Raw genomic sequence first — 26858 nt, forward strand, 5'->3', positions numbered from 1 at the left:
GCCGAAGGGCGACATCGTGGACGGTCGCGGACGATATCCCCCGGCATACTATTGTCTATTGCTGATTTTTCTCCGCTTGCTCAACGCCGCCAATACTGCCGCCGACGCCGGTTCCCCCGCGCCCGTCGCAGTCTTGTTTCACGCCAACATCCGCCCCCGCAGCCCTGATGAGTTTTCTGAGCTCTTGAGCCGTATTAGCGACCTTCCATCCTTGACGGTCGGACATCTGGCGCACCTCCTCATCGGTGGCGGAAAGGATTTCCACGCTTAGCGATTCGAACAATCGCTCCAGATCGAGACTCGGGTGCCAGCGTGTCATCACTTGTTCCAGTACTGGTGTTGGCGCAGCAACGTGCGCCTCATCCGTCGTCGTGTCGTGTCGTAATCGAGCTCGGACATCTCATGGATCTTGCAAATCTCTCTAGCCGCCAGACCATCAGCCATGCCTGCGATGATTTTCAGCGCCAGTGGATCACCCTCAAACAGCCGATAGATGTTGGCCAGCGTCTGTGCGGCAACCAAGATCCGCTCCGGATCGGGCACCTCGTCGGCATCTCCACCGGGCCCGCTCCGCTGGTCCTCGTTATCGCGGCTCACGAACAGCCTTTGCTCAAGACGCGCACGACGCCAATGGTCGTTGCAGATGCTGCGCATCACGCCCGACAGGAAGCCCAGGATGGGCACGCCGGGCGGCCAGGGGCGCGAGCCGTCGAGGGTGCGTGCAATCGCCTCGTTGAGGATGTCGGTCCAGGAGAGCCCTCCCGGCAGGTCGCGGCTCCACAATCGTGCAAGAGCTTTGAGCCGCACGAGATCGATATCGGACAGGGCATCTATCGCAGATGCGACATCAGTCGCATGGGCGACCGCGTTGGCAGGATGGGGAGTGATAGTCAATGGTTCCATGTTCACTGTGCTATGCGCTCCAGCCAGCCCAGTGCGGACAGCCGAAGAAAAACATTTTTGACGTGTCTGCCCGACCGGAGTTCAGACGCATCGTCTGTATCGCAACAGGAGAGCCTTCATGGACGACACGTTGGCAGCGGCGCGCCGCTGGTATGCAGAAGACCTGGGATACAAAGTCCCGGTCCTGCGTAACCCGAAGCTGATCGACGCCTTCGCCTCGCCACCGTTCGGCGCGAGCAATTCGTAGGCCCTGGGCCGTGGAGCATCATCTCCGACCCATACAGCGACCCATTTCTGACCCCTGATGACGACCCGCGCTGGCTCTACCATGACGTTCTCGTGACGATCGATGCGAGTCGTAACCTCAACAATGGGATGCCCAGCTTCTGGGCCCGCAATTTTGACCATCTCAACATCGCCGCCGGCGAGCAGGTACTTCAGGTCGGTGCCGGCACCGGATACTATTCGGCGGTGCTGGCCGAGATTGTCGGACCCGCTGGTCGTGTGACGGCGATCGAAACCGACACAGAGTTGGCGTCGCGGGCCCGAGTGAACCTCGAGAGCTGGCCCCAGGTCGATGTCGTCTCGGGCGACGGCCGGGCGGTAGATGTCGGCAAGGTTGATATCGCCATCGTGTTCGCCGGAGCCACTCACCCATCCCGTGTCTGGCTTGATCGCCTTGTCGAAGGTGGCCGGCTTCTGATGCCTATGACCGACGATACCTGGAAAGGCTTTCTTCTCCATGTGGTACGGCGTCGAGACCACTTCGAGGCCTCTTCCATTGGTGCCGTCTCTATTTATCCTTGCAGGGGTGGACGCGATGAGGACGCTGCAAGACGTCTACATAACGCGATCGAAGGGTTGCCGCTTCGCAACCTTCCAATTCGCGCGTTGCACGTAGGTGAGCCGAGATTTAACGACTCAGAGAATGTGTGGTTTAGCGGGCCGGGCTTCTGGCTCGAGCGTGATCCTCCATGCTAAGATGACCTACACTGATCGAGCGCATACCTGTTCAGCCAAGTTGAAGATCACCGGCTCCGACGAGAACGCGCGTGGTCAAGTACTTTTAGACGTCGGCGTTTGCTCCACGAGTAAGGTCGTGATGCAGGATCACTTCTTTGCTAATGAATGATAGGAACTTCTCGGCAAACTCTGGGTCAAGGCTAGCTGCCTGTGCGAGCGTGCGTAGTCTTTCTACCTGGCGTTCCTCACGAGCTGGATCTGCCGAAGGCAATTGAAGTCGCGCTTTTCGTTTTCCGACCTGCCGAGTGCACCTGAAACGTTCCGCGAGAATGTGGATAAGAACCGCGTCGAGATTGTCGATGCTGCTCCGCAGTTCGTTCAATTCGGATGGAGTTTCCAAGTTCGCGTCTCCTTTCTATGCAACCATACTTTCCAGCTGGACACCCGGGTCTCTGGCTGAAACATTTTCAGGCTTTCCGAGTCACTGGGCCCTAACAGCCCGGTCTGATTGAACTAATTCGATCAATCTCAGTACGCCACCTCGGCATTGAAAGCATTTCTGACTCGAGCGCAGTAAATCAGTATTGGCCCATGTGGCCATCGAGGTCTGCGGGTCTTGGATAGCCAGGCGGCCAACAATCTCAAGAACCACGTACGTTACTGCACTTTCAGTGCTCGGCATAATAACGGCATCCGCGGTGCCTAGTCAGCCGCCGCGGTGCGGGCCAGCGCGACCAGGCCACCCGCATTCTTAATTTGGGCGCGGTGAAGGATCGTCGAGCGTGCCAAGTGGTGGATGCCCTTGCTCTATGAGGTCTGGTCATAGGGTCGTATGCCTTAGTCGAACCCACGGACTGCCGGAGTGGCAGCTTCTGCAGCTGCAACTTCACTCATAAAGGCAACAGCCAGTCCGAAGCCGATGAGGCCAATCAGGATCGACCCTGCAGCAAGGGATGTGACCCCGCTAGTTTCGACGAGGATACCGCCGAGAACGGCCCCGATGGCTATTCCTGCGAAGGTGGTCGAGCTGTTCATTGCCAAAATTAGCTTCGACCTCTCCCCGGCTAGATCGAGAAGCCGGTGCTGGATCGGAACGAGATACATGTAACTCGCGTTGCCCCAAAGAAATGCGATGAGCACGGTTAAGGCACCATGATGCCCGAATCCAACCAGAGCTACGAGAACGATTAGTTGCGCGCCGATCACCGCAATGAGAACTTTGTAGGGGCCGAAGCGATCGGTTAGAAAGCCGCACGCTGCGTTTCCTGTCACAGCTCCGAAACCGTACGCAAAGAGCGCGGCTGAGAGCAGCGGCACGCCTGTAAGCAGAGAACCGGTGATAATGACGCTCACATAGGAGTAAACAACGAACTCGGAAATGACCACGAATAGGGTAACCGAAAGAACACCGTAGATAGCCCTGGGAAAGTCTTTCGAAGCCGGGCCGTTTCCGCGCTCCGGCGCCTTTGCAGAGACACCGGACATCATAGGGGCAAAGATCAGCAATGCCAGGAGCCCCGCAACTGCCACGAAACCGAAGGCAAAACGCCAGCCGATGACATCAGCGATCCAGCTGGTCGCCGGAACACCCGCAACTTGTGAAACGGTCATACCACCGAAGATAAGGGACAATGCCGACCCTTTGCTACCGGGCGGCAGGAGCTCGGTTGCCAATGCGGTGGCCGCCGGGGTGAACATGGCTGCGCCGTAGGCTGAAATGACGCGAGCTGCAGCCAGGGTTGCAAAGTTCGGAGCGATTGCACAGATCACGTTGCCGATGATGAAGATTGAAACGGATAGGATCTGGACATTGCGGCGGCTTGCGGCCCGGAACATCCAGGCATTCAGCGGCGCAAAAAGCGCGTAGGAGAGTGCGTAGATTGAGATTATCCATCCCGCCGCACCGGTTGAAATGTTGAGGTCACGAGAAATCACTTCTAGTGCCCCGATGATGACAAACGTATCTAGGCCAATAGCGAACGCAGCGATCATCAGAGCGGCAAGGATTAGCTTTGTTCGTTTATCAGGAGGAGATAAGCTCATGATCCTTGCCATTCAGTTCATCGCGAGGTGTTCAAAGCCGTCATGCAACTCAGGATAAGGCGCGGCCGATGGTCGTGCCTGAATACCCGAGGACGAGGGCCAAGCTGCCACGGCCCCAGCACCTCTCCACATCCTGTGTGATCTCAAGCTCGGCGGGATATTCGAGCACCAATCTGCGTAAGCCCCGCATCATACAAGCCTTCCAGGAGTTTTTTCGCTACAACCGGCGCTGTTGTTTCGAAAAACGGCTTATTTGATGCTTTTGCGTCGATCTACCCCACCCCGGCAAGCTCGGCGAGTATGACGTCTCGCAGCATGGCCCCTTCGAAGTGGAGATATTTCACGCTGGCATGACGCGTACATCTTCTCGCCCGGCAGGGCGTGCAAATGCGGAGCGTCAGGATGCAGCGATTCGGTGCACGCGACCCGCTACAGATCACGATTTGGCCCATCCCGCTGCAATTTTGCGGGAATGCTGCGGCCACAATCTGAGATAAGTTTTGGTGAATGGTTGCGAAGGAATCACCAATGAGCAGCACAAAAGTTGATGGCGAAACGGTATTGCGCCCGGCTTGCACTGGCGATGCCCAGTCGCTCTATGACGTGACGGCACAATCGGTTCAAGAACTGGCAATCACCCATTACAAGCCCGAGCAACTGGAGGGGTGGATGGGAGAACGTACTGCCAAATATTACGAGGATGTCATCGCTGCGGGCACCACGATCATAGCCGAGCAGAACGGCGAGGTATTGGGGTTCGTCGACTCAGTTCCTGGCGAGGTGACCCGCCTTTTCGTTTTGCCGAAGGCAGCAGGCCGCGGAATTGGTGAGCGATTGCTCAAAGCTGGTCTTGAAGCCGCGGCAAAGGAACACCCAGGACCAATCAAAATCGAGTCAACCCTGAACGCGCAACGGTTCTATGAACGTCATGGCTTCAGGGCCATCCAGAAGGGCTACTTCTCTCATGGGCTTGGCGGAGATCCGATCGAGATTGTCCTCATGGAAATGGCACGATAGAGCAGAGTGCAGAGCACTTGGTCCTCAGATATCAATCTCTATCTGCAGGCCGGCGCGATTTCGAAACATCATGATCGAGCCTTCCTCCCAAGCCGCACGACGTGCCGCCATGAACAACCTAGACCATCGTCTCACCTCTTCCGATCGCACGTACGAAGCTCATTTCGACCGCTCGAACCATCGGTGCCTTCGCCATTGGTTCGAACACATTTGTCATCATCGAGGCAGTCGATGTCAGCTTGCCTGCTTTGCTGCGCCTTAGACCCCAATTCGCTCTTCGCACCGGCCAGCCTGCCACAGCGGAGCTAGTTTTTAATTAGTCGCCGCCGCGTAGCCTCGAGTTCGGCGATTTGCCAGGACGCGCGGTATGGAGACGACCGGCACAAGCATCGACGCGGCCCTCTGATGCTGGCCGATCTCCAGGACATCGCGCCAAGCGCATCTGCGGGCTCGTGCGCTGGAACTTGCGACCTCATAACATCGCTCACGCCGCACAAGCGCGCTCAGCTCAAAATGACGTACCAGGGGCCGTCACAGCACTCGTACACAGAAGCTGGGGCAGGAGATCCCGATCTTCAGGAGGCCGCGTCGCGGCGAATTCCGCCCTTCGTTGTCCGATGATCGCCGCGCGCTGGGCATTCAAGACCCTGCCTCGCAATCCGTTTTTGCGGAGCGACTTCGCTGGAATGCGCGGCAACTCGGGATTGGTCATTTATGGCTGTTTGCGCTGACTCGGGCTGAATTCCAAAGCATAAGCTTTCGCCTCAATGCGCCGTTTGCTATGATATCACCGGAATGATGACGGAGTGCGCTATGGAGCCTCAGTGGCTGACGCATGGGAAACGATTGCAAGCTATTGCGTCTAGTGGGCTCCATTTTGCGCGAGATCAATTTGATCGAGAACGTTACGAGGAGATTGCCTCTATAGCAAATGAAATGCTCGCCGATTTGGGAAGTGTTCCCATCGAGAGGATAGAAGGGCTCGTCTCTGATTTCGCGAAGGGCTATGCGACACCGAAAGTCGATGTGCGCGGAGCGATCGTAGAAGAGAACAAGGTCCTTCTGGTCCGTGAGAAGAGTGATGGTCTTTGGGCCTTGCCTGGCGGCTTTGCAGACGTTGGCCTTTCTGCTGCCCAAAATATCGCAAAGGAGTTGTACGAAGAGGCCGGATTGAAAGTGTCTGTTCGTCGCCTCTACGGAGTCCGACACAAGGCCGGCGCTTCCTATTCGCCTGATGTCCGGGATTTCTACAAAGTTTTCTTTCTTTGCGATAGGCTCTCAGGCGGTGAGGCCCGGCCCAGATTGGAGACGAGCGAGGCGATCTTTTTCCCGAAAGATCGGCTACCTCCGCTGTCGCGAGGTAGAACTATCGAGAGTGACGTTGAAGCAGCCTTCGCATTCGCAGCTGACGCGAACAGACCTGCCTTCTTCGATTGAGAGCTCGATCCATTCTCTTGGTCTGCACTCTTTGGTCCGCCAATAACGATTTTGCCGAATGAAGAGCTCCGCATGACAGAGAGAATCATTCGGGCGCCATCAACCACGGCGCCTTGCGCGTGCTTTGAAAGTCGGTTGCTGGTCGCTATCTTCGCTTCTAGTGAAGATCGCGACTGAGCCCTTCGGCACTCATTCGGTGGTGTAGTGCGCACGCTGCGCACAACGCTCAATGGGTTTCGGGTGCGTCATCGCAGCTCAACGTAGCTGACGTTGGTCAAGCAGCTTCATTAGCGATCACGTCGACCAACAAAAGTAAGGGCGCTGAAATTCGACTGCATTGGTGACCGCCTCTATGCCACGCTCAAATGCGTTCGCCTCGCTCGCGAGCAATCATAATTGCGCATTCGATACGACCCAAACGTGTGGCCTCTCGACCTTTGCAGGAGCCCGCTCTACTCAGCTGAACTAGGTGTGCATCTCTTTTCGCCTGGCCCGACCTGTCTTCGAAGTTCAAGTGTTGGAAAACCTTCAACTCAGCGAATTTTCAAAGAACCTCGCTACCGGCGTACGTGGCGCTAACGGCTCCCTTACTGTTCATCTGCTTTACGAGGTACTTACACGAAGAGCCTTCCGGCTGGAGCAGCTTGCGGACAGTCTCTCAAAGCACAGAAATTTCAGCTCCGTCGAATCGAAATGCCCTTTGACGCCTACACTCGGAGAACGATCACGTTACGCGGCGCTGCTTATCTAGCCCACCGGAGACGTTCGCTGCGGCCATCTATCAACGGGCACAGGAAGCCGTCTCGTGCGCTCTCGGAACGCAGCATCGACACCTTCGCGGAAGTCGCAGAAAGCCTGCGAGTTGCCGCGTACGAAAGGCCTCCGAACTGACCCGGCGCGAGCTTTATAGACAAGCCGTCGGTAAGGACACACTGCGTTTGACTATGGCTGATGCAGGCGTCGCCAAATCAGCAGCCCCGCCGTTGCTTTGCAGGCGAGCGGGGGCGGAAAGTCCGCTAGCGGAGCAAAGAAGGTGATTGATTCCCTCCACTGCTTGTGATTGTTATATGTCAATAAAGCAGCAATCGGAACTAATGAACCATGTCAACTGAAGGGCAGAGAGCACTCTGTCCGATCGAGGCGCGGCCGGTCTCGCTCGCGACTTGGTTCGAACAGGAGATGTTACATGGCTGAATCGCGTGCCGTCGCCGTTATAGGTGGGGGCGTGGTCGGCGTAAGTTGCGCGCTCATGCTGGCGCGGGAAGGGCACAACGTCACCGTGGTCGAGGCGGGGCGCATCGGCCATGGCTGCTCTTGGGGCAACGGCGCACAATACAATGCGGGGTCGGCTCTCCCCATGGCGCATCCCGGTGTCATGTGGCGGGCGATGCGCTGGTTTGCTGACGCTGATGGTCCGGTGCGCTTGGCCCCCCGGGAGTTACCTCGCACCCTACCTTGGCTCGTCCGCTTCCTGCGTACGGGGCGCCCGGAGGCTTGGGAGGCGGCGTATACGGCTTTGCACGCTCTCAACCAACCGTGTGCCGTGCTTTATCACGACATGCTCGGCGACTCCGATTGGAGACGATTATTCCGGCCGAACGGTGCGCTCCACGTGTGGCGCGACCTAACGCCAAGCGCGCTAGATGAGCGAGTGGACAATCTGCGGACGAAGCATGGCGTGACCTTTGAGAGGCTGAGCGCCGACCAGCTTCGCGAATTGGAGCCAGCTTTATCCCGCGACTACAAACGCGGGATATACTTTCCAAACAGTGGCCATGTGACTTCCCCTCTGGCCCTCGTAGAGGGTCTGATGGAGCGAGCCGCTGCGCTTGGCGTTTCAATTCAGGCCGCGCGGGTTGAGGCCGTAGAGCCGAGCACGGAAGGTGTAACGCTGCAGACCAGTGCCGGGCCCCACCGCTACGACACCGTCGTTATCGCAGCGGGTATCACTAGCCGCGATCTGGCCCGCTCCCTGGGAGTTTCCCTGTGGCTGGCCAGCGAGCGTGGCTATCACATTACGATGCCGGGGACGTTCGGCGCCATCAGCCGCCCGGTCACCGACGCAGCGGCAGCCTTCGTTGCAACGCCCCTCGACGCAGGACTGCGCATCGTCGGCATCGCCGAATTCGATGCGCCCGATGCGCCGCGTGATGCGAAGCAGAACAAGAAGCTGCAAGCATACGCCCGCACAATGCTCCCGGACATATCCATCAGCCAGGTGAATGACTGGATGGGCGTAAGACCATCGACTCCAGACAGCCTCCCGATCATCGGCGCCCATCCCAAGCACGCGTCCATCTTGTTCGCCACTGGTCATGGTCACATGGGCATCAGCGGAGCCCCCATGACTGCGGCTATCATCTCCGACCTTGTCGCGGGCCGCGCACCACGTATTTCGAGCGCGCCATACCGCCTGCGATAACCAGTAAGCCGCGCAAGTTTAACCTTGCGCGGCTGAACAGTTATGTTATGGTTCAATCAGTAAATTGACCTAGTTCAATGCGAGGAGGCCCTGATGAGCCGTTGGATCTGTACGATCATCGCTGCTGTGATTGGTGCGGTCGCGCTGTGCGGCCCGGCTTCCAAGCCGGCGCGCGCCGAAAACCCCTCCCTGGTGCTCGACCGCATCAAGGCGAGTGGCAAGCTCAAATTTCCGGTCATGGTTGCGGAAGAGCCAGGCTACATCAAGGATCCGCGCACGGGCGAATGGTCCGGATTTTTCGTCGACTGGGGCAAGGACATCGCGACTCTGCTCGGCGTTCAGGTCGAATATTATGAGACGACCTGGGGCAACCTCGCTGCCGATTTTCAGGCGGGTAAAATCGACCTTGCGGTGGCGCTAAATCCGAACCCTCGCCGTGGCCTCGTCATCGATTATGTGCCGGGCTCCATCGTCGAGGGCATCTGGGCGCTGGTCGCGCGTCCTGGCTTTACGCCCAAGACCTGGCGCGAGATGGACAAGAAGGAAGTGCGCATCGCCGTGCAGAAGGGCGGCACAATGCAAGTCATCGCCGAATCCGTGATCCCGAACTCCACCATCGTCGTGGTGCCCACGCGCGACCAGGCGGTGCTCGAGCTACAGTCAGGCAAAATCGATGCGATGATCATTGCCGACCAGGATGCGGCCCTTCTCGACTCCAAGGGCGTCGGCAAGGCCGTGGTACCGACGCCTATCCTGCGCAACCCTGCGACGATCGGTATCCGCCGCGAAGCCGGAAACGAGGGCTTCTCCAACTTCCTGGCCAATTGGATGTCGCAGCAGAATTCGCTCGGCCTCGCTTGCTCGCGCATCACTCGTTACATGCTCGATCGCGGCATCGACATGAAAGTGGTTCCCCAGTCCGGCAAGTATTGCTGACGCCATGCGTACGAGCCGTCTCTTCACAGTCATCGACAGCCACACCGCAGGGCATCCCACCCGAACAGTCATGGCAGGCATCCCTGTGTTGCGCGGGGACAGCGTCCGCGAGCAGCGGGACGATTTCCGTAACAATCATGACGGCTTGAGAACGTTACTGCTCCATGAGCCGCGCGGGCATGCCGCCATGGCTGCGGCCGTGCCCGTGGCTTCCCGTGAGGCGGACAAGGGGCTGTTTTTCATCTTCTCCTACGTCTACGCCGACATGTGCGGGCACGCCACGATCGGCTACATCGCCAGTCTGGCCGCAACGGGAGCTCTGCCGCAGGGCTTTGAGCAAAACGGCATGTCGATCGAGACCCCGGCGGGTATCGTCCGTGTGACCGGCACGTTCGAAGCCGGCCAGCTCACGTCCGTCTTGTTGCGCAACGTGCCCTCTTTCGTGCTCGCCTCCGATGTTGTTTCCGAGGTCGAAGGTCTCGGCACGGTGAGCTGCGATATTGCTTACAGCGGGATTACCTACGCATTGGTCGACGCTGATAAACTCGATCTTCCGTTCAGCATTGATCACGCCAGCCGCTGGTGCCGTGTGGGATTGGGAATCAAGGAAGCGCTGAATCAAAGCGGAGTGCCGAAGGTCGACAGCGTTCTGTTTTATCAGTCGATCACGGGTGGCGGCCGCCATCTGGTGATTTTGGCCGGCAATAAGTTCGACCGTTCGCCTTGCGGCACCGGGACCTCCGCCCGATTGGCCCAGCTTCACGCCCGCGGGCAGCTGGCCGTGGGCGCGCACTACCGAGCGGAGAACATTCTTGGCGTGCCCTTTGAGGCCAAGGTCGCCGAGTTGGGCAGAGGGCATGATGGCCAGCCCGCGGTGATCCCGGAGGTGCGGGGCATGGCTCATATAACGGGATTCTCCACGCTCGTGCTGGAAACGGACGATCCGCTGCCAGCCGGCTTTCTTCCCAATTGATGGAGAGTGCCATGAAATTCGATCCCTCCATCGTCTTCGCGAATTGGGACATTCTGGCCTACGGGCTGCTCGTCACTCTGAAATACACGATCTACACCTGCGCCATCGGGCTCGCGATCGGCCTCTTTGTGGCGCTGCTTCAGCTCACCCCATGGCTGATCTTGCGCTGGACCGGCCGTGTCTGGGTCGAGTTCTTCCGCAACATCCCGCTGCTCGTGCTGCTGATGTGGACCTATTATGCCTTGCCGATCTTTCTTCAGATCCAGATCGGAAAAGAAACTGCGGGCATTCTGGGTCTCGGATTCTATGCCAGCGGCTTCTATGCCGAGATCCTGCGCGCTGGCGTCCAGTCGATCGACCGTGGCCAGACTGACGCCGCAATCGCCTTGGGAATGGGGTACGTGCAGCGCATGAAGCGGATCATCCTGCCGCAGGCACTCCGCCGCATGGTGCCGCCGCTGATGGGCCAGACCATCATGCAGCTCAAAAATACGACGCTGCTCTCGGTGCTCACCATCCCTGATCTGCTTTATCAGGCAGGCTACATCGCGAGCTTCACCTACCGGCCAATGGAGGTCTACACCGCGATCGGCGCCGTCTTTATCCTCTTGCTGTTCCCCCTCAGCGCTCTTTCTCGCCGCTTCGAGCGCAAGGAGGCCGCGTGATGACCGTGACATCCGCCGAAATCGTACTGAGCGTTCGGGGCATCGAGAAGTCCTATGGTAAAAACCATGTACTTCGCGGCGTCGATCTCGACGTCCATCGCGGAGAGGTGGTCTGCCTGATTGGCGCGAGCGGCTCGGGCAAAACCTCGCTGCTGCGATGCATGAACCTGTTGATGGAGCCAGACCAAGGCGAGATCGTCATCGAGGGGGCGCCTCTCTTCCGTCGCTCCGGGGCCGAGCGGCTGAAGCTCTCTGGCCGGCAGGTCAGCGCCGCGCGCGTCAAAACCGGAATGGTGTTCCAGAGCTTTAACCTGTTCCCCCACCGTACGGCGCTAGAGAACATCATCGAAGCCCCAGTGGTGGTGAAGAAAGTGTCGCGCGCCGAAGCCGAGGCTCGGGGTCGCGAGCTCCTCACCCGTATGGGTCTTCCCGAGGCCGGGCACAAATATCCTTCGCAATTATCGGGCGGTCAGCAGCAGCGCGTTGCCATCGCCAGGGCGCTCGCTATGCAGCCCACCATCATGCTTTTCGACGAGCCGACCTCGGCGCTGGACCCAGAACTGGTTGGCGAGGTGCTCGCCGCGATCCGCCAGCTCGCCGCCGAAGGAATGACCATGGTGATCGTCACCCATGAAATCGGCTTCGCCTATGAGCTAGCCGATCGAGTGGTCTTCATGGACCAAGGAGTCGTTGCAGCCAGCGGAGCTCCGCGTGAACTCCTGCTTTCGAACGCAAACCCGAGGCTCGCTGCCTTCGTCGGCCGGTTCACTGAGCAGGCCCGTCTTCTCGGCCCCCTCACTTCGCAGGCGGCCGCACCTTCAACCACATCTCCAGCATAGGACAGTAGATCATGACCAACGTGACCTGGGGCGGTATCTTCCCCGTGCTCGTCACTCCCTTTGGCGCCAATGGCTCGATTGATGAGACCAGATATAAGGCGCTCATTGACGATGCGATCGCCAATGGTGCGCAGGGCGTCGTGGCGGCTGGCAGCACCGGAGAATTTTATGCGCTCACCAAGGCCGAGCGCGCGCGTCTCTACAAGTTGACCGTTGACCATGTGGGCGGCCGCCTTCCCGTGCTGGCGGGCGTCGCCGATTTGCGTGTCGAGGACGTGCTTGAAGCGTGCCAATCGGCCGTGGCAGCGGGGTGCGCGGGGGGCATGATCCTGCCACCTATCTACGCCATGCCGAGTCCGCGTGAGATCGTGACCTTCTTCGAACACATCTCCCGTAACACGTCACTGCCGCTGATGCTCTACAACAGCCCGCGGCGCGCCGGCGTCGACATCACGCCAGCCCTTGTCGAGCAGCTCTCCGCACTGCCAACGGTGGTCGCGATCAAGGATAGCTCCGGCGTCATTACCCAAGTGACTGAGCTTGTGCAGCGTGTCGGGAACAGACTTCGTGTCTTCGTCGGCTACGAGACAATGATCGTGCCCGCCCGCGCCGTTGGTGCTCACGGCGTTGTCGCCATGGCGCATCAAATCGCAGGGCCTTTGATCCGCGACTACTGGGACAAGGCTCTCAGCGGTGACAAGGGATTGGATGATCTCGGCCGCGACGTCTTCGCCTTCTATCGCTGCTTCCAGTCCGGATCCTATTACGCGGCCATCAAAGAGACCATGAGCCAGCTCGGTCGGAGCGCGGGTGACCCGCGGCTGCCGCTGCTGCCCTTGGCAGACGAACAGAAGGCGGCCATCGCGAAGATCATTTCCGAGGCCGGTCTTATGCGCTGGGCTAAGGCCTAAGAAGGCCGGTCCAATCCTGCCACTGGGGAAATCAACGTCGGTCGCAGAGCCCACTTACTTTGAGAGCAGAGACGGTTCACATCGGTGCCACCTCGACAGAAGGGGCTCGGTCCAATCGGACTCTCGTTCACTCGCGCCTGAGCGCAACATATCCGTCTAAGGAATCGAAGATGTATACGAAACTGGCACTCCTGATCGATGGTGAGTGGATCGAGGAAACCAATGCTGGAAGCGAGACCGTTCTCAACCCGGCGACGGAGCAGCCTCTTGGTAAGCTGCCGCACGCCGGGACGGAAGAACTAGACCGCGCACTCACGGCGGCAAACCGGGCCTTCGCAGGCTGGAGGCGCACCTCGCCTTATGAGCGGGGGCAGATCTTGCGCCGCGCGGCCGGCCTGATGCGAGAGCGTTTAGACCATATCGCCACTGTGCTGACCTTGGAGGAAGGTAAGACCCTCGCGGAAGCGAGGGGTGAGATCACCGCCGCGGCAGAGTTTTTTGACTGGTTCGCGGAAGAGGGGCGGCGCAGCTATGGGCGAGTGATCCCGGCGCGCCTGCCCGATATGCGCCAGACGGTCACGCAGGAGCCGGTCGGCCCGGTCGCTTGCTTCACGCCCTGGAACTTCCCGGCAGTAACGCCCGCGCGCAAAATCGCCCCCGCTCTTGCCGCCGGATGCACTTGCATCATCAAGCCAGCTGAGGAAACGCCGGGTACCACGCTGGAGATCGCGCGGGCGCTCACCGACGCAGGGCTCCCCAAAGGCGTGCTGAACGTGGTTTTCGGCATCCCGGCAAAAGTCTCCGAATATCTCCTGCGTTCCCCCATCATCCGCAAAATCTCGTTCACGGGATCAACACCCGTGGGACGTCACCTCGCTCGGCTTGCAGGAGAGACCCTGACCCTCGCCACAATGGAGCTGGGCGGCCATGCACCGGTGATCGTCGCGAAAGACGCCGACGTACAGCGCGCGGCGGAACTCTCCATGACCATCAAGCTGCGCAACACTGGCCAGGTTTGCACTTCGCCGACACGATTTTTCGTGGAACAGCCGGTCTACGAAGAGTACCTCGAACACGCTCGTGCCTTCGTGGAGAAGCAGGTTGTCGGTGATGGCCTGCAGGCGGGCACCACAGTGGGGCCCGTCGCCAACACGCGCCGTGTCGCTGCCATGGACGACCTGATCTCCGACGCCTTGTCCCACTCGGCGCGCCTTGTGGTCGGAGGTGAACGACTGAAGGGGACGGGTCTGATGTATCGACCCACCATCCTGGCGGATATGCCGGACCGGGCGCGGGCTATGAGAGAAGAGCCGTTCGGCCCGCTTGCGCTGGTACAACCTGTTGATGACCTAGAACAGGCCATCGCACGGGCGAATGCATTGCCCTACGGTCTGGCCGGATATGCCTTCACCCGCTGCGCCGCGACTGCCAATCGCATAGCGGAGGAGATGGAGGTCGGCGTCATCGGCATCAACCAGATGGTGGTGACGATACCCGAGACGCCATTCGGCGGAATCGGCGACAGTGGCTGGGGCCGCGAGGGCGGCATCGAGGGTCTGGAGTCCTACACTGTCAGAAAATATGTCGGCCATCTTCATGTCTAGCATCCGATGGGACCGAAAGGAAAAGGAGCGCGAGACGTGAGCTTGGACGGGCCACTTTCCGCCTGGCGACCTCGGCAGCTCGCTTCCGAGGGACCGCGCTATCTAGCCTTGGTCAATGCTCTTGAGCAGGACATCGCCGATGGCCGGCTATCGGACGGCGATCGTCTGCCGCCGCACCGTGACCTGGCACGTGAGCTTAGTCTCTCCGTCGGGACTGTGAGCAAAGCCTATCAGGAGGCCGAACAACGCGGTATCGTCAGCGGTCATGTCGGGCAGGGTACGTTCGTCCGGCGCCGTTCCGCCGCCCGAGCCGAGCCGCCACCTAGAGATGAGCCGATCAATTTGGCCTTGAACGTACCCGTCGAGGGCGGCGAGACCCAGATCCTCTCACAGACGTTCAGTGAGGTGGTGCGCGAGGCTGATCTTGCACCGTTGCTCCGCTACCATCCCCATGGGGGCATTTGGCAGCATCGCGAAATCATCGCTGCTTCGATGTCGGATAGCAAGCTGACCGTCAACCCGACTCAGCTGTTCCTGTGCAACGGCGCTCAGCACGCGATCGACATTGCCCTTCGCTTGGTAGCAAAGCCGGGCGACAATATCCTGGTCGATACCTTCACCTATTCCGGCTTCAAAGCGATCGCGGCGGCCAGCCACCTCAACTTGATACCAGTCGAGATGGACGACGAGGGCATCAAGCCGGAGGCGCTAAAAGAGGCCTGTCGCACGTCCGGGGCGCGGGTGCTCTACTGCATGCCGACGTTACAGAGCCCCACGGCTCGTACGATGAGTCTCGCCCGCCGGCGGCGCATCGCCGAAGTGGCCGAAGAGCTCGATCTCGCCGTGATAGAGGATGATGTTTACGGCTTTTTCTTCACCGAGCGTCCGGTGCCGATCGCCTCCTTGGCACCGAGCCGCACCTTCTACATCACCTCGTACTCCAAGTGCCTTGCTCCCGCCTTCCGGCTCGGAACATTGACGGTCCCGACCGACCACATTTCTCAAACCGAGCTCCTTATGCACGCCTCCGCCTGGTTCGTAGCTCCGATGCTGAGCGAGGTGGTGGTGCGGCTGATCGAGAGCGGCAAGCTTGAACATCTTCTGCGTGAGCGGCGCCTGCAGGCGCTTGAGCGTTACCGGGTGTTCCTGGACGTTTTTCCAAAAGCCGCAAAGCTTCAGTGCCCGGCGTTCTATGCATGGTTGCCATTGCCGCGGGAGTGGTCCGCAGATCAATTTGCCGCCGCGGCCCGCGGCCGCGGCATACTCGTAACCCCACGCATCGCATTCGCGGTTAATGACGGCGACCCCGGCGCAACCCGCATCTGCCTTGGCGCACCAAAAGATGTTGTCGCACTCTCCGATGCGCTACAGACTTTGCGCGAAATCCTCGTCCGGCACCCAGTAAACGTCGTTTCTGTCGCCTGACGTTGCGACCGGCGAGCGGGAGACTTTTACGCCACGCAATCCGTCGCGGAACTATACTGTCGATCAATCGCAAGAAACCGTGCTTGCTCCCGCAACCTGAACTTACTAGCCCTTGGCGAACGACCGCCCATTTCTGCCGACTCTCCAACACTCGGTCCTTGGGATTGCGTCGGTTGACGCGGTCGGCCGCCCTTCGCGTAGAACCGGCCCTTATTATCGGTCGCGTCGATTTAGAATGAAATAGTTGGCCAGCCCGATCGTTAATAGCAAGAAGGCCGACACGACTGTACGAATCAGGATGGAGTCGATCTCGGACTTGAACACGGCGTTGTTGGCTTCAGCACCTGTTGAGAAATCGACATAGGACCCGGCGGCGAGGAGGAAAATGGCCAAAAGACTGGAGAGGAGAAACAACGCGGTCTTCATGTCAGCTTGCTGTTCGCGAGTCTGGATGTGGGTGCGGAAACAGTCTCAGGCAATCGCCTTGACTGCGCTGGAGTAGACGCTGGCCGGCCGCGCGAGTCCGTAGTGCTCGCGCAAGGTCGTGCCGGTGTAGTCCTCGCGGAACAGGCCGCGCTTGCGCAGGATCGGGATGACCTGCTCGGCGAAGGTATCGAAGCCGCCGGACAGCCATGGCGGCATAACATTGAAGCCATCGGCCGCGCCGCCCTCGAACCAGGTCTGGATGTTGTCCGCGATCTTCTCCGGCGTGCCGGCAATGACCCAGTGGCCGCGCGCGCCGGCGAGGCGCTGCACCAGCTGGCGAATGGTCGGCTTCTCGCGGTCGACGATATCGACCACGAGCTTGAAGCGGCTTGCGACTCCGCGCGCGCTCGCTGTGTCGATGAGATCCCGGGGAACCGGGCCATCGAGATCGTAGCCGGTGAGGTCGAGGCCGATCATCTGACGCAGCTGCGTCAGGGAGAATTCGGGCTGGATCAGCTCGTTGAATTCGTTCTGAAGTCGATCGGCTTCAGCCTGCGTGCTGCCGATGAAGGGGCTGATGCCGGGCAGGATCTTGATCTCGTCGGGACTGCGATCGAAGGTGCGGGCCTGGCGCTTGATGTCGGCATAGAACGCCGTCGCGGACTCCAGTGTCTGATGCGCCGTGAAAATTGCCTCCGCGAACCGGGCGGCGAACGCGCGGCCGTCGTCGGAAGAGCCGGCCTGTACGTAGACCGGCCGTCCCTGCGGCGCCCGCGAGATGTTCAGCGGGCCACGAACGCGAAAATGCTTGCCGATATGGTCGAGCGTGTGGATCTTGCTGGTGTCGGCGAAGATGCCAGAAGCCGGATCGTTGACGAGCGCGTCATCCTCCCAGCTATCCCACAGCCGGGAGATCACGTCGAGATATTCGCGGGCGCGCTCATAGCGCTCGTGGTGAGGCGGATGTTCAGGCAACCCAAAGTTCTGTGCGGCCTGCTGCGCACCGGTGGTGACGATGTTCCAGCCGGCGCGACCCCGGCTGAGATGGTCGAGAGACGCAAACAGCCGTGCCAGATTGTACGGCTCGGTATAGGTCGTTGACGCCGTCGCGATCAGCCCGATACGGCTCGTGACGGCGGCAATCGCTGCGAGCCAGGTGATTGGTTCGAAACGAAGGCGCTGGGCGTACCGAACGTTGTCGGCCAGCGCCGGCCCGTCGGCAAAGAAGATGGCGTCGAATTTGCTCGCTTCGGCCCGTTGCGCCAGCTCCTGATAATGGGTGATGTCGAGGATGCGGTCCGGTTCAGATCCCTTATAGCGCCACGCGGCTTCGTGATGGCCGCCCGGATAGATGAAGAGATTGAGAACAAGCTGGCGTTGGTTGCTCATGGTTCGTTTGTCCCGATGCGATGGCCAATGGTGAGACTTGAACGATTAAAGACCCGGAGAGGAATCCCGTGGCTCCGGCTTTCGAGCGAACGCGAAGCGCAGATATCGCTCCAGGCGGAGGCCCTCCGGGGTGCGCTTCGCCTCGACCAAGCCAGCAAAGGCGCGCTCGATCGCTTCCCGTTCCGCTGTGGAAAAGCCGCCGAGGAAGTTACCGAATGCGCTAGCCTCGGACCATCCGAGCGCCGAACTCACGTCGTCATGCAAATCGACCAGTGAACGCAGGTCGCTTCGGTAATCGACGAGACCGGCCTCAACGAAGAGCATTTTGAGCTCGTCGTCAGTGGCTCCGAGCACCCGGTGCGCTTCACTACTCCTCTCGGCGAACCCAGCCTGTTCGATCGCCTGCCGAAGCAAGGTGCGGGACTCGTGAGGTTTGGTCGGGTCCTGAACGTTCAACCCGATCCGGCCGCCCGGCTTGAGAACGCGGTGAATTTCGTGCAGGGCTCGCCGCTTGTCCGCGATCCAATGGAACACGCTGTTGAGATAGACGGCGTCGAAGTCCGCAGGTTCAAAGCGCGAAAGGTCTTCGGCGCGGCCGACCGCGAATGCCAGCGTCTTCGACGCGCGGAGACGCGCGATGGCAATACGGTTCTCGAGAGGATCGATGCCGGTCACACGGCCGTCAGGGCCGACAAGTTCTGCGACGAATTCGGTAAGGCGGCCCGTACCGGCACCGATATCGAGCACGTGATTCCCGGCCTTCAATGCGAGCGGGCCGACGAGGAATTTACCGTGATGAAACTGGAGGATGCCGGCCTGCTCATAGGTCCGAGCAAGCTCGGGTGTGTCTCGTTCAAGGCTGATGACGCCGGGGATCGACATCGTGCTTCTCAAATCTCCAACGGGCCGACGAGACGGCTTGATTGGACGAAGTTTATGTTGTCGGAACGAGGAATGTCGATGAAATTGATTTGCGTTGTTCGGTGTGATGCGAGCATGAATCTAGCGGCGCGCATCCCTGGAAGAGATGATGTTGCAAACTGATCGTGCCAATTGGATGCCCGCGCATGCCGAGCGTCTCGCCCCGGTCTCTGGCTCGCTCCACGACGCTACGCAAATCTTTCAACACGCCGTAGCCCGGCGATGGGTTCGTTGTGCGGGTTGAAAAACAAAGCCGATTCCATTTCATTGACTGAGTATCGTTCGCTTCTACGATTTGACCGCATTTGATGCTGAAAAATCGAGGTGCGAATATGTTTCAGTCCCGATGTCGACACTGCGGCGCGCGAGACCTTGCGCCTGATTGGACCCGATCCGCAGAACTGGATCCCTGACCGTCAGGGGATCGATCACAACGTCGCCATCATCGGCGGCGGGCAATCCGGAAGCGCGTTCGCCTTTGCGTTGCGTCGTGCCGGCATCGGCAAGGTCACCCTGATCGATGCCGCCGGCGACGCTGCTTCGTCCGGCCCCTGGTTGAGCAGCGCGCGCATGAACAAGCTGCGTACGCCGAAAGGGTTGCCTGGGCCCGAACCCGGTTTGACAGGGCTGAGTTTCCAGGCCTGGTATGAAGCCCGCCACGGCGCCGCCGCGTATGAAGCGATCGATCGCATTGCCCGGGTGGATTGGGCCGCCTACCTCGACTGGTATCGCAGCACGCTTCGCATCAACGTACGCTACCGGACGCGGCTTCTCCGTGTCGAGCCGGCCGCTGACCATCTGCGGCTTCATCTCGACCTGGCCGGCGAAGCGCGAACTGAAACGGCCCGCAAGATCATTCTTGCCAGTGGCTTCCCCAGTAACGGCGGTCCGTCCGTCCCCGACGTGCTCTCGCGCAATCTGCCAAAAGAGCTTTACGCTCATACGCTGGAAGCGATCGATTTCGAGAAGCTGCGCGACAGGTCAGTCGCGGTGTTGGGCAGCGCGGCCTCCGCATTCGACGCGGCGGCGGTGGCGCTCGAAGCCGGGGCGAGGGAGGTGCATCTCTTCGCGCGGCGCGACAGGCTTGCCTCGGAGCCGGTGATCAGGACGCGCGGCTATCCGGGAGCTTACGACAATTACGGATCGTTGCCGGATGCTCTTCGCTGGCACCAGGCCATCCGCTTCCGCCGTGCCGGATCCACGCCACCGCCTGATGCGGTCGCGCGCGCCGTCAAGTTCCCGAATTTCCACCTTCGTCTGGCGGCGCCGTGGACGTCGGCCAAGCCGTTCGGGCGGCGGCTGCTTGCGACCACGCCGCATGGCGATATCGCATTCGATTTCGTGATCGCCGGTACGGGTTATCGGGTCGATCTCGCAAAAACACCGGAGCTGGCAGCCTTCTCCGATAACATCCTGTTGTGGCGCGACCGCTTTTCGCCTTCTGCGGACGAGCAGGACGAGACCCTAGGCGCACATCCCTATCTCGGGTCGGGGCACGAATTCCTCGAGAAGGCACCCGGCCGCGCTCCTTATCTCCGTAACATCCACGTCTTCAACCCTGCGGCGTTCGTGAGCTTCGGCTTGCCAATTGGAGACGTCCCGAGCTTCAAGCGTGATATCCCGGCCGTCGTCGCGCAAATCAGCAGGGATCTCTTTCTGGACGATCTTGCCTCGCATGAGGCCCGCATCAATGCGCCGATCGCCGACGATTTCGAACCTGCACTTTATGCGCCTGCGGTGTGGCGCACGCAGAGCGTCGTCGCGGCTGAATAGCAGAAAGCGCAGATATCAATCGGATACGTCGTGCGGGTGCGTGCAACTATTTTCCACCTTCGTCCAACTTTGGAAGCTATTTCCGAAAGTCTTGAGTTAGCATCCTGTGACTGAGCGAGAGGCTGCATTGATGCCGTCTCTCGGGGAAGATCCCGCCGGACCCGATTGCCGCCAGAGCAGACGGCGATACTGCAAGAGGATCGATCACGACCATCAGCTGTGTATTTACTCCGCCATCGCATCAGCGATCGGCGAACGGCGGAGCCTTGTCCAAACGGGATCGCGATTTTGGGGAAAATGACATGACGGACGCAATCACCATCGACAACGTCATTCCGCGCGCGGATATCGTCAAGCGGTCGGCACGTATCGGCGCGGAGATCAGGAACATCAAGCTCTCGGGCGATCTCCGGGACCGGACGATCGCGGCGATCAACCAGGTTCTGCTCGAGCACAAGGTCGTCTTCTTCCGCGACCAGGACCATCTCGACGACGCGGGGCAGGAGAGTTTTGCCGTGAGGCTCGGCAAACTGGTTCCGCACCCGACGGTCGGCGCGACCAAGGGAACGGCGTCGATCCTGGAACTCGATTCCGGACGCGGCGGCGGCCGCGCCGACCAGTGGCACACCGATGTTACCTTCGTCGACGCCTATCCGAAGATCTCCGTGCTGCGCGGCGTCGTGATCCCCGAGTTCGGCGGCGATACGATCTGGTCAAACACCGCGGCATCCTATCTCGATCTGCCGGCGCCGCTGCGCAAGCTCGCGGACGAGCTCTGGGCGGTGCACAGCAACGCCTATGACTACGCCGTCAAGACCCGCGCGAGCGAGGCCGACAGGAAGCACTTCGAGGAGGTCTTCACCGGCACGATCTACGAGACCGAGCATCCCGTCGTTCGCGTCCATCCCGAGACCGGAGAACGGACGCTGGTGCTTGGCAATTTCGTCCAGCGCTTCGTCGGCCTGTCGAAATATGACAGCCAGAAGCTATTCGACCTGTTCCAGTCCCACATCACTGCGCCCGAGAATACGGTGCGCTGGAGCTGGCAGCAGGGTGATGTGGTGATCTGGGACAATCGCGCTACCCAGCACTACGCGGTCAACGATTACGGCGACCAGCACCGCGTCGTCCGGCGCGCCACCATCGACGGCGAAGTGCCGGTCAGCATCGACGGCCGCAACAGCGTCACCCGCGTCAAGTCGACCAAGCCACAGGCGAAGGCCGCCTGAAACGAGCGAGGAGTGAATACAATGGAAATCGCTATCTCTGCGTTGCGTCGCCTGGTTGCCGGTCTGCGTGCAAGAGGGTGGCAACTTGGCCTCGCCGCCCTCGGGCTGATAGGGCTCGTCGGCAGCGCCATGGCCGAGCCGCAGCTCGAAAGGACCGAGGTCCGCTATCAAGGCTGGGCCGGCCAAGTCACGTTTATCGAGCTGGCCGATGACCTCGGCTATCTCGCGCCGCTCAAGCTGAAATGGATCGGCAACACCATCAGCGGTCCGCAGGACATCCAGACGGTGGTGACCGGCGATATCGACATCGGCGGCGCGTTCTATGGCGCGATCATCAAGCTGATCGCGGCCAAGGCGCCGATCAAGGCGGTGGTCGGCTATTACGGCTCGGACGACAACACCTACAACGGCTATTACGTGAAGGATGACAGCCCGATCAAGACCGCGCGGGACCTGATCGGCAAGAAGGTCGCGGTCAACACGCTCGGAGCACATCTCGAATTCGTGCTGCGCGAATACTTGGCTCGTAACGGCCTTACGCCGGCGGATGCGAAGCAGGTGACGCTGGTCGCGATCCCGCCCGTCACCGGCGAGCAGGTGTTGCGGCAGGGACAGGTCGAGGTGGCCACGCTCAACGGCGTGTTGCGCGACAAGGCGCTCGAACGCGGCGGCATCCGCAGGCTGTTTGCCGATACCGACATCTTCGGAAACTTCACCGGCGGGTCCTACGTGCTGAGGGACAAGTTCATCAAGGACAATCCCAACACCTCGCGCAGGCTGGTCGAGGGCGTGTCGCGTGCCATCGCCTGGGCGCAGACGACGCCGCCGGAGGAAGTTCGCGCCCGTTTCGAGCGCATCATCGCCGATCGCAAGCGGAACGAGGACGCCACACCGATCAAGTACTGGAAGAGCACGGGTGTTGCGACCAAGGGCGGCGTGATCGGCGATGCCGAGCTGCAGGTGTGGGTCGACTGGCTGGTCAAGGATGGTCTCTTGAAGCCGGACCAGCTCAAGCCGTCTGATCTCTACACCAACGAGTTCAACTATTTCCGCCCCGGCAAGACCGCGGAGGCGAAATGACTACGACCAAGATCAGATTCGAGCATGTCCGGAAGGACTTCCTGGTCCGCGGCAAGGATGGCGGGCCGGCGCAACGCTTCACCGCGCTGGACGACATCACGCTGGATGTCCGGCCCGGCGAGTTCCTTGCGCTGGTCGGGCCGAGCGGCTGCGGCAAGTCGACCTTGCTGGACCTGCTCGGCGGCCTTTCGCTGCCGAGCAGCGGGCGGATCCTGCTCGACGGCAAGGCCATCAACGGGCCGGCGCGCGACCGCGGCATCGTGTTCCAGCAATACGCGCTGTTTCCTTGGCGGACGGCCGCGCAGAATGTTGAGTTCGGACTCGACATCGCCGGCCTGAAGGCCAGGGCACGGCGGGAGAAGGCGCTGCACTATCTCGATCTGGTCGGGCTGTCCGGCTTTGCCGACCGCTATCCGCACGAGCTCTCGGGCGGCATGAAGCAGCGCGTCGCGATCGCGCGAAGCCTGGCCTACGATCCCGGGGTGCTGCTGATGGACGAGCCGTTCGCGGCGCTCGACGCGCAGACGCGCGAGACGCTGCAAGGCGAGCTGTTGCGGATCTGGCGCAGCACCGGAAAGACCATCCTGTTCATCACGCATGGCATCGACGAAGCCGTCGTCCTCGGCCAGCGCGTGGCGGTGATGACTTCGCGTCCCGGCCGCATCAAGCAGATCGTCGATATTCCCGACGAACTGCATAGCGAAACCGAGGACGTCCGCTCGTTGCATCAGTTCGGGCGTGTGCGGCATGAGGTCTGGTCCTTGCTGCGCGACGAGGTGTTGAAGGCGCAAGGAGCTCAGGGCCCCGCAGCGGACGGCGAGGGCGTCGCAAAGCCGAAGGAATTGGCTCATGTCTAATCTGGAGGTGCTGACGCTGCTGGAGCTGGCCGAGGGAAGTCCGAAGGACCGAGCCGCACGACGCGCCGGCGCGCGTACCGCGGCGCCGGGCGACTTCGCGCGATGGTTCGGTGCCATCGGGCAGCGATCGCTGCTGCTGCTGCTGTTCCTGACCGTCTGGGAGACGGCGCCGCGGTTGGGTCTGATCGACGTGACGTTCCTGCCGCCGTTCTCCGAGGTGATCGCCGCGGGTTGGCAGCTCGCGCAGAGCGGTGAACTCTATGAGGACGTCGGCGCAAGCCTGCTGCGGGCGCTGAGCGGATTCCTGATTGCGGTCGTTCTGATGGTGCCGCTTGGCCTGCTCACGGGCTGGTACGCCCGGCTTGGCGATCTGCTGAACCAGACCATCGAGATCGCGCGCAACACGGCGCCGCTGGCGCTGCTGCCGGTGTTCATCCTTTTGCTCGGTATCGGCGAGCTCTCGAAGGTCACGATGGTGGTCTATAGCTGCGCCTGGCCGCTGCTGCTCAACACCATCGCGGCCGTGCGGCAGGTCGATCCGCTGCTGGTCAAGTCGGCGCGGACGATGGGCGCGACGCCAAGCCAATTGTTCCGCAAGGTGATCCTGCCGGCGTCGCTGCCAACCATCTTCGTCGGCATTCGGCTGGCAAGCGCTTCCGCGATGCTGGTGTTGGTCGCTTCCGAGATGGTCGGTGCCAAGTCCGGGCTCGGCTATCTCATCATCAACAGCCAGTACAGTTTCCTGATCCCGCAGATGTATTTCGGCATCCTCGGCATCACCGTGATCGGCCTCGTCTTCAACGCGATCCTCGAGGCGCTGGAACGTCGCTTGATGCGCTGGAAGGCGCCCGTAGCGGCCTAGCCCCGTTGTTGCGGGCCGTAGCCTGCGTCACGAAGCTGTTTGGCGGCGCATCTTCGGTCACCCAGACGTTGCCCCCAATCGTCGAGCCGCGGCCGATCGTGATCCGGACGAGGAGGGTCGCGCTCGCCCGATGAAGAGCGCGGCGCGATGGACCTGGTCGCACAGGCTGTCGAGCGCAATGCTGAGGCGGTTGAGGAGAACGACATGCAGACGCGCCCCGGTTCTGCCTAGGCACAAAAGTGCTACGTGCTCGCGAAACAGTGGGCTCGAGAACGAAGATGACCTTACGAGCTGCTCCATGACGACGTCGTGACGGCCGATCACCTCCCGCCGCAAAGCATCACGGGGGCGGCTTTCCACATTGTGTGTGCGCTGTCTGAGATGGACGTGACTGTGGCGAGCGAGCTTCGCCGAGCGCCCATTGCTCAAACGATGAGGGGCGACTCTTGGCTGCACTGCAACGCCGATGGCGCTGCACGATAAGGATGCGGAAAGGACAGGGTCGCGCTCCTATCGCTTGGGAAGGAGACCTGATATTTTATCGTCGTAACCCTTTGATCGAAATCTTTGAAGACGCTCCATATTTGATCGTACCCCGGTGGGGAGTTTTGTTCATGCAAAGCGATTTAAGGTGCGCCGGGCGTCACGCGGCGAGTGCCGTTGAGGTGGAAGAGCTCGCCGCCGAGCCTCTAGCAACCGGCAGGCCCGAAGCTGCAAACGATAACAACGAGGACGGCCCCTCGCTCCTCGTTCCATTTCCTGACGGTTGGTACGCAACTTGTTGAAACATGGTCCGAGATCGGGACCTAGCTTCCGAGTGCGCGTACTATCCGTTCGACCGTACGAAGCGGTGTCCCGCTCTTTTCTGACGTGTCCCTTGCGAAGCTGCCCGTACCGCCAATTTGGCGGATTGATCTGCGGTCGCCGCCCTTCTTCGTCTCGGATGCACCGCCTCATAAGCCGGCTTCCGCTTTCCGACCAGCTTCGCCAGTTGTGCCGCCCTCAGGTCGCGGCGGATCAGGTTCTCATTGATTTCAGCGAGCCAGACGATCCCGATTATAAAGACGGCAGAACGAAATTTCCCGAGAGCAGGAACACTATTCACAGGGGCGAGGTTTGTTCTTCATCAGAGGCTAGGCATCGCGGAGTTCTCTTCCATGGCTACCCAGATCGTAATGGACAGCACAGGCGACAGCAGACATTTTTTTGAGCGAGAGGACCCGAAGGGGCTCGCCGAGGCTGAGCGGCGCTTCAAGAAGTTCACCGCCCAGGGATTTACCGCTGCCACTCGGACGCCGGCCGGCGATCTCAAGCTGATACGGTCATTTGATCCAACAGCGGAGGAAACGCTGTTCTATCCGCACTTAGTCGGCGGGTAGAACCGTCCAGCATCAAAGATGTTTTTGTTCGGACGTAACGTCGCCCAGGGCGCGCGTCTGCGTGCCCTGCGTGCCCTCTATCGGAGCTTCAACGAGCACAATGGCCCGGAAGCGCGTGCACGTCGTCTTTTGCGGGAATGGCTATCTCCAGAACAGCGCGCGCAATTTGATGCCAATGGCTTTTTTGAAGTCGCTGGTTCTCTTACTGGCCGTCGATACCGAATTTATCAGGGCACGATGAGTAATGTTTTGGAGCTGGATGAACAGTTGGAGCCTAAGGTGGGGTGGTGCTTCCTCCCCGAACGGGCGTTGGCAGTTGGCGATGTGATGCTCGCCCAGAAGATCGCACTCGAAACTGACGAAGCCGCAGTTCTCGCGATCGCGAAGTCGTTTTCTCCGAGACTGCCGTTTGTGCCCCGAGCAGTGCGGCGCGGTCACTAGAGCTGATCATGGGCGGGGCCGTCGCTTGTGACGGCGGCGACCCCTCGCCGCGAAGGCGCCGTTACGCGAGACGCGGACCACTTCGCGACTGCATCCAGCATGGGCGCTGGGCCCGATCGACGCAAGATCGTCCGTGCGTTAGTGTTACTTGAACCGCGGCCTAACTACGTTCGGCCGCTTCGTGGATCGGCCGCGTGAGACCATTTCCTCGACAGCTCGCAGCATCCGAGCGGATTCAGACTGAAGATGTCGAGTGTGCGCCGCATCTTTTGGCTCTAAGAATCTCGACGAGGAAGCGGTTCAATCGCGATGTGACGAGACGATTGTCAGAGTCTTGCGAGCGCAACGCCGTGATCTCTCCTC

The 26858-nt window shown here is 60.5% G+C and carries 26 protein-coding genes; 19 read left to right on the forward strand and 7 right to left on the reverse strand.

All coding sequences use genetic code 11. The annotated features are described in order from the left end of the window. Positions 1-55 precede the first annotated feature (55 nt). Both IVB45_RS38595 and IVB45_RS38600 read right to left on the reverse strand, forming a co-directional pair. Positions 56-319, reverse strand: a complete 264-nt coding sequence (locus IVB45_RS38595; RefSeq protein WP_247360260.1) for a hypothetical protein — start codon at positions 317-319, stop codon at positions 56-58. After that, on the reverse strand, positions 319-903 hold the full coding sequence (locus IVB45_RS38600) for a hypothetical protein (RefSeq protein ID WP_247360259.1): 585 nt from the start codon (positions 901-903) through the stop codon (positions 319-321). Before IVB45_RS38600 ends, IVB45_RS38595 begins: the two co-directional genes overlap by 1 nt. Before the next feature lie 118 nt (positions 904-1021). Between IVB45_RS38600 and IVB45_RS38970 the strand changes: the two genes are divergently transcribed. Together IVB45_RS38970 and IVB45_RS38605 are read left to right on the forward strand one after the other, a co-directional pair. Continuing rightward, complete coding sequence (locus tag IVB45_RS38970; protein ID WP_256466617.1) at positions 1022-1150, forward strand: hypothetical protein; 129 nt, start codon at positions 1022-1024, stop codon at positions 1148-1150. A gap of 92 nt (positions 1151-1242) precedes the next feature. Then, complete coding sequence (locus IVB45_RS38605) at positions 1243-1884, forward strand: rRNA adenine N-6-methyltransferase family protein (RefSeq protein ID WP_247360258.1); 642 nt, start codon at positions 1243-1245, stop codon at positions 1882-1884. An 85-nt stretch (positions 1885-1969) separates the two neighbouring features. Here IVB45_RS38605 and IVB45_RS38610 read toward each other — a convergent pair whose 3' ends face one another. Both IVB45_RS38610 and IVB45_RS38615 read right to left on the reverse strand, forming a co-directional pair. Continuing rightward, positions 1970-2266: a chorismate mutase gene (locus IVB45_RS38610; RefSeq protein WP_247360257.1), complete on the reverse strand. Its 297-nt coding sequence runs from the start codon at positions 2264-2266 to the stop codon at positions 1970-1972. A gap of 437 nt (positions 2267-2703) precedes the next feature. Then, entirely contained in the window at positions 2704-3921 is a 1218-nt protein-coding gene (locus IVB45_RS38615) for an MFS transporter (RefSeq protein WP_247360256.1), read from the reverse strand. A gap of 516 nt (positions 3922-4437) precedes the next feature. On the opposite strand from IVB45_RS38615, the gene IVB45_RS38620 reads away from it, so the two are divergent. The 10 genes from IVB45_RS38620 to IVB45_RS38665 all read left to right on the forward strand — a co-directional run bounded on the left by IVB45_RS38620 (position 4438) and on the right by IVB45_RS38665 (position 16138). Further along, positions 4438-4926, forward strand: coding sequence for a GNAT family N-acetyltransferase (locus tag IVB45_RS38620; RefSeq protein WP_247360255.1), 489 nt, complete (start codon positions 4438-4440; stop codon positions 4924-4926). Positions 4927-5739: 813 nt separating this feature from the next. Beyond that, positions 5740-6363: an NUDIX hydrolase gene (locus IVB45_RS38625; RefSeq protein ID WP_247360253.1), complete on the forward strand. Its 624-nt coding sequence runs from the start codon at positions 5740-5742 to the stop codon at positions 6361-6363. Positions 6364-7549: 1186 nt separating this feature from the next. After that, positions 7550-8785, forward strand: a complete 1236-nt coding sequence (locus tag IVB45_RS38630) for an FAD-dependent oxidoreductase (protein ID WP_247360252.1) — start codon at positions 7550-7552, stop codon at positions 8783-8785. A gap of 93 nt (positions 8786-8878) precedes the next feature. Continuing rightward, on the forward strand, positions 8879-9721 hold the full coding sequence (locus IVB45_RS38635; protein ID WP_247282775.1) for a transporter substrate-binding domain-containing protein: 843 nt from the start codon (positions 8879-8881) through the stop codon (positions 9719-9721). Between the two features lie 70 nt (positions 9722-9791). After that, a complete protein-coding gene (locus IVB45_RS38640; RefSeq protein ID WP_247360250.1) occupies positions 9792-10694 on the forward strand; it encodes a proline racemase family protein in 903 nt (300 codons plus the stop codon). A gap of 11 nt (positions 10695-10705) precedes the next feature. Beyond that, on the forward strand, positions 10706-11359 hold the full coding sequence (locus IVB45_RS38645) for an amino acid ABC transporter permease (RefSeq protein ID WP_247360248.1): 654 nt from the start codon (positions 10706-10708) through the stop codon (positions 11357-11359). Further along, entirely contained in the window at positions 11359-12198 is an 840-nt protein-coding gene (locus tag IVB45_RS38650) for an amino acid ABC transporter ATP-binding protein (RefSeq protein ID WP_247282772.1), read from the forward strand. Before IVB45_RS38645 ends, IVB45_RS38650 begins: the two co-directional genes overlap by 1 nt. Positions 12199-12209: 11 nt before the next feature. Next, positions 12210-13109, forward strand: a complete 900-nt coding sequence (locus IVB45_RS38655) for a dihydrodipicolinate synthase family protein (protein ID WP_247360246.1) — start codon at positions 12210-12212, stop codon at positions 13107-13109. Positions 13110-13279: 170 nt separating this feature from the next. After that, entirely contained in the window at positions 13280-14713 is a 1434-nt protein-coding gene (locus IVB45_RS38660) for an NAD-dependent succinate-semialdehyde dehydrogenase (protein WP_247360245.1), read from the forward strand. Positions 14714-14719: 6 nt separating this feature from the next. Then, positions 14720-16138, forward strand: coding sequence for a PLP-dependent aminotransferase family protein (locus IVB45_RS38665; protein ID WP_247360243.1), 1419 nt, complete (start codon positions 14720-14722; stop codon positions 16136-16138). A gap of 213 nt (positions 16139-16351) precedes the next feature. On the opposite strand, the gene IVB45_RS38670 is transcribed toward IVB45_RS38665, so the two are convergent. The 3 genes from IVB45_RS38670 to IVB45_RS38680 are packed head-to-tail and all read right to left on the reverse strand — an operon-like array spanning position 16352 to position 18835. Next, positions 16352-16564, reverse strand: coding sequence for a hypothetical protein (locus tag IVB45_RS38670; protein WP_247360241.1), 213 nt, complete (start codon positions 16562-16564; stop codon positions 16352-16354). Between the two features lie 45 nt (positions 16565-16609). Next, positions 16610-17953 carry an LLM class flavin-dependent oxidoreductase gene (locus IVB45_RS38675; RefSeq protein WP_247360239.1) on the reverse strand — a complete coding sequence of 448 codons (1344 nt, stop codon included), beginning with the start codon at positions 17951-17953 and terminating at the stop codon, positions 16610-16612. Between the two features lie 45 nt (positions 17954-17998). Further along, positions 17999-18835 (reverse strand): class I SAM-dependent methyltransferase, encoded by an 837-nt coding sequence (locus IVB45_RS38680; protein WP_247360237.1) that lies wholly within the window; start codon positions 18833-18835, stop codon positions 17999-18001. 369 nt (positions 18836-19204) lie between these two features. On the opposite strand from IVB45_RS38680, the gene IVB45_RS38685 reads away from it, so the two are divergent. From IVB45_RS38685 to IVB45_RS38720, 7 genes are all read left to right on the forward strand, one after another. Then, the gene (locus IVB45_RS38685; RefSeq protein WP_247807641.1) at positions 19205-20647 is read left to right on the forward strand and encodes an FAD-dependent oxidoreductase; all 1443 of its coding nucleotides are present in this window, start codon (positions 19205-19207) and stop codon (positions 20645-20647) included. A 302-nt stretch (positions 20648-20949) separates the two neighbouring features. Continuing rightward, a complete protein-coding gene (locus tag IVB45_RS38690; protein ID WP_247360233.1) occupies positions 20950-21876 on the forward strand; it encodes a TauD/TfdA family dioxygenase in 927 nt (308 codons plus the stop codon). Between the two features lie 21 nt (positions 21877-21897). After that, entirely contained in the window at positions 21898-22956 is a 1059-nt protein-coding gene (locus tag IVB45_RS38695) for an ABC transporter substrate-binding protein (RefSeq protein WP_247360231.1), read from the forward strand. Beyond that, positions 22953-23813, forward strand: a complete 861-nt coding sequence (locus IVB45_RS38700; RefSeq protein ID WP_247360230.1) for an ABC transporter ATP-binding protein — start codon at positions 22953-22955, stop codon at positions 23811-23813. Before IVB45_RS38695 ends, IVB45_RS38700 begins: the two co-directional genes overlap by 4 nt. Beyond that, positions 23806-24675, forward strand: a complete 870-nt coding sequence (locus tag IVB45_RS38705; RefSeq protein WP_247360228.1) for an ABC transporter permease — start codon at positions 23806-23808, stop codon at positions 24673-24675. Before IVB45_RS38700 ends, IVB45_RS38705 begins: the two co-directional genes overlap by 8 nt. Before the next feature lie 1157 nt (positions 24676-25832). Beyond that, positions 25833-26054: a hypothetical protein gene (locus tag IVB45_RS38715; protein ID WP_018457704.1), complete on the forward strand. Its 222-nt coding sequence runs from the start codon at positions 25833-25835 to the stop codon at positions 26052-26054. Positions 26055-26072: 18 nt separating this feature from the next. After that, positions 26073-26495 (forward strand): hypothetical protein, encoded by a 423-nt coding sequence (locus tag IVB45_RS38720; protein ID WP_247360227.1) that lies wholly within the window; start codon positions 26073-26075, stop codon positions 26493-26495. The last annotated feature ends 363 nt before the right edge of the window (positions 26496-26858 follow it).

Source organism: Bradyrhizobium sp. 4 (genome assembly GCF_023100905.1).
GTDB lineage: Bacteria > Pseudomonadota > Alphaproteobacteria > Rhizobiales > Xanthobacteraceae > Bradyrhizobium.

Bases quoted from the DNA above. Each gene is read 5' to 3' on its own strand.
- IVB45_RS38695 (WP_247360231.1), top strand. From the start codon at position 21,898: ATGGAAATCGCTATCTCTGCGTTGCGTCGCCTGGTTGCCGGTCTGCGT.
- IVB45_RS38620 (WP_247360255.1), top strand. From the start codon at position 4,438: ATGAGCAGCACAAAAGTTGATGGCGAAACGGTATTGCGCCCGGCTTGC.
- IVB45_RS38625 (WP_247360253.1), top strand. From the start codon at position 5,740: ATGGAGCCTCAGTGGCTGACGCATGGGAAACGATTGCAAGCTATTGCG.
- IVB45_RS38970 (WP_256466617.1), top strand. From the start codon at position 1,022: ATGGACGACACGTTGGCAGCGGCGCGCCGCTGGTATGCAGAAGACCTG.
- IVB45_RS38675 (WP_247360239.1), bottom strand. From the start codon at position 17,953: ATGAGCAACCAACGCCAGCTTGTTCTCAATCTCTTCATCTATCCGGGC.
- IVB45_RS38640 (WP_247360250.1), top strand. From the start codon at position 9,792: ATGGCAGGCATCCCTGTGTTGCGCGGGGACAGCGTCCGCGAGCAGCGG.
- IVB45_RS38635 (WP_247282775.1), top strand. From the start codon at position 8,879: ATGAGCCGTTGGATCTGTACGATCATCGCTGCTGTGATTGGTGCGGTC.
- IVB45_RS38630 (WP_247360252.1), top strand. From the start codon at position 7,550: ATGGCTGAATCGCGTGCCGTCGCCGTTATAGGTGGGGGCGTGGTCGGC.
- IVB45_RS38715 (WP_018457704.1), top strand. From the start codon at position 25,833: ATGGCTACCCAGATCGTAATGGACAGCACAGGCGACAGCAGACATTTT.
- IVB45_RS38680 (WP_247360237.1), bottom strand. From the start codon at position 18,835: ATGTCGATCCCCGGCGTCATCAGCCTTGAACGAGACACACCCGAGCTT.
- IVB45_RS38660 (WP_247360245.1), top strand. From the start codon at position 13,280: ATGTATACGAAACTGGCACTCCTGATCGATGGTGAGTGGATCGAGGAA.
- IVB45_RS38690 (WP_247360233.1), top strand. From the start codon at position 20,950: ATGACGGACGCAATCACCATCGACAACGTCATTCCGCGCGCGGATATC.
- IVB45_RS38645 (WP_247360248.1), top strand. From the start codon at position 10,706: ATGAAATTCGATCCCTCCATCGTCTTCGCGAATTGGGACATTCTGGCC.
- IVB45_RS38600 (WP_247360259.1), bottom strand. From the start codon at position 903: ATGGAACCATTGACTATCACTCCCCATCCTGCCAACGCGGTCGCCCAT.
- IVB45_RS38700 (WP_247360230.1), top strand. From the start codon at position 22,953: ATGACTACGACCAAGATCAGATTCGAGCATGTCCGGAAGGACTTCCTG.
- IVB45_RS38655 (WP_247360246.1), top strand. From the start codon at position 12,210: ATGACCAACGTGACCTGGGGCGGTATCTTCCCCGTGCTCGTCACTCCC.
- IVB45_RS38595 (WP_247360260.1), bottom strand. From the start codon at position 319: ATGACACGCTGGCACCCGAGTCTCGATCTGGAGCGATTGTTCGAATCG.
- IVB45_RS38720 (WP_247360227.1), top strand. From the start codon at position 26,073: ATGTTTTTGTTCGGACGTAACGTCGCCCAGGGCGCGCGTCTGCGTGCC.
- IVB45_RS38665 (WP_247360243.1), top strand. From the start codon at position 14,720: ATGGGACCGAAAGGAAAAGGAGCGCGAGACGTGAGCTTGGACGGGCCA.
- IVB45_RS38650 (WP_247282772.1), top strand. From the start codon at position 11,359: ATGACCGTGACATCCGCCGAAATCGTACTGAGCGTTCGGGGCATCGAG.
- IVB45_RS38615 (WP_247360256.1), bottom strand. From the start codon at position 3,921: ATGGCAAGGATCATGAGCTTATCTCCTCCTGATAAACGAACAAAGCTA.
- IVB45_RS38670 (WP_247360241.1), bottom strand. From the start codon at position 16,564: ATGAAGACCGCGTTGTTTCTCCTCTCCAGTCTTTTGGCCATTTTCCTC.
- IVB45_RS38705 (WP_247360228.1), top strand. From the start codon at position 23,806: ATGTCTAATCTGGAGGTGCTGACGCTGCTGGAGCTGGCCGAGGGAAGT.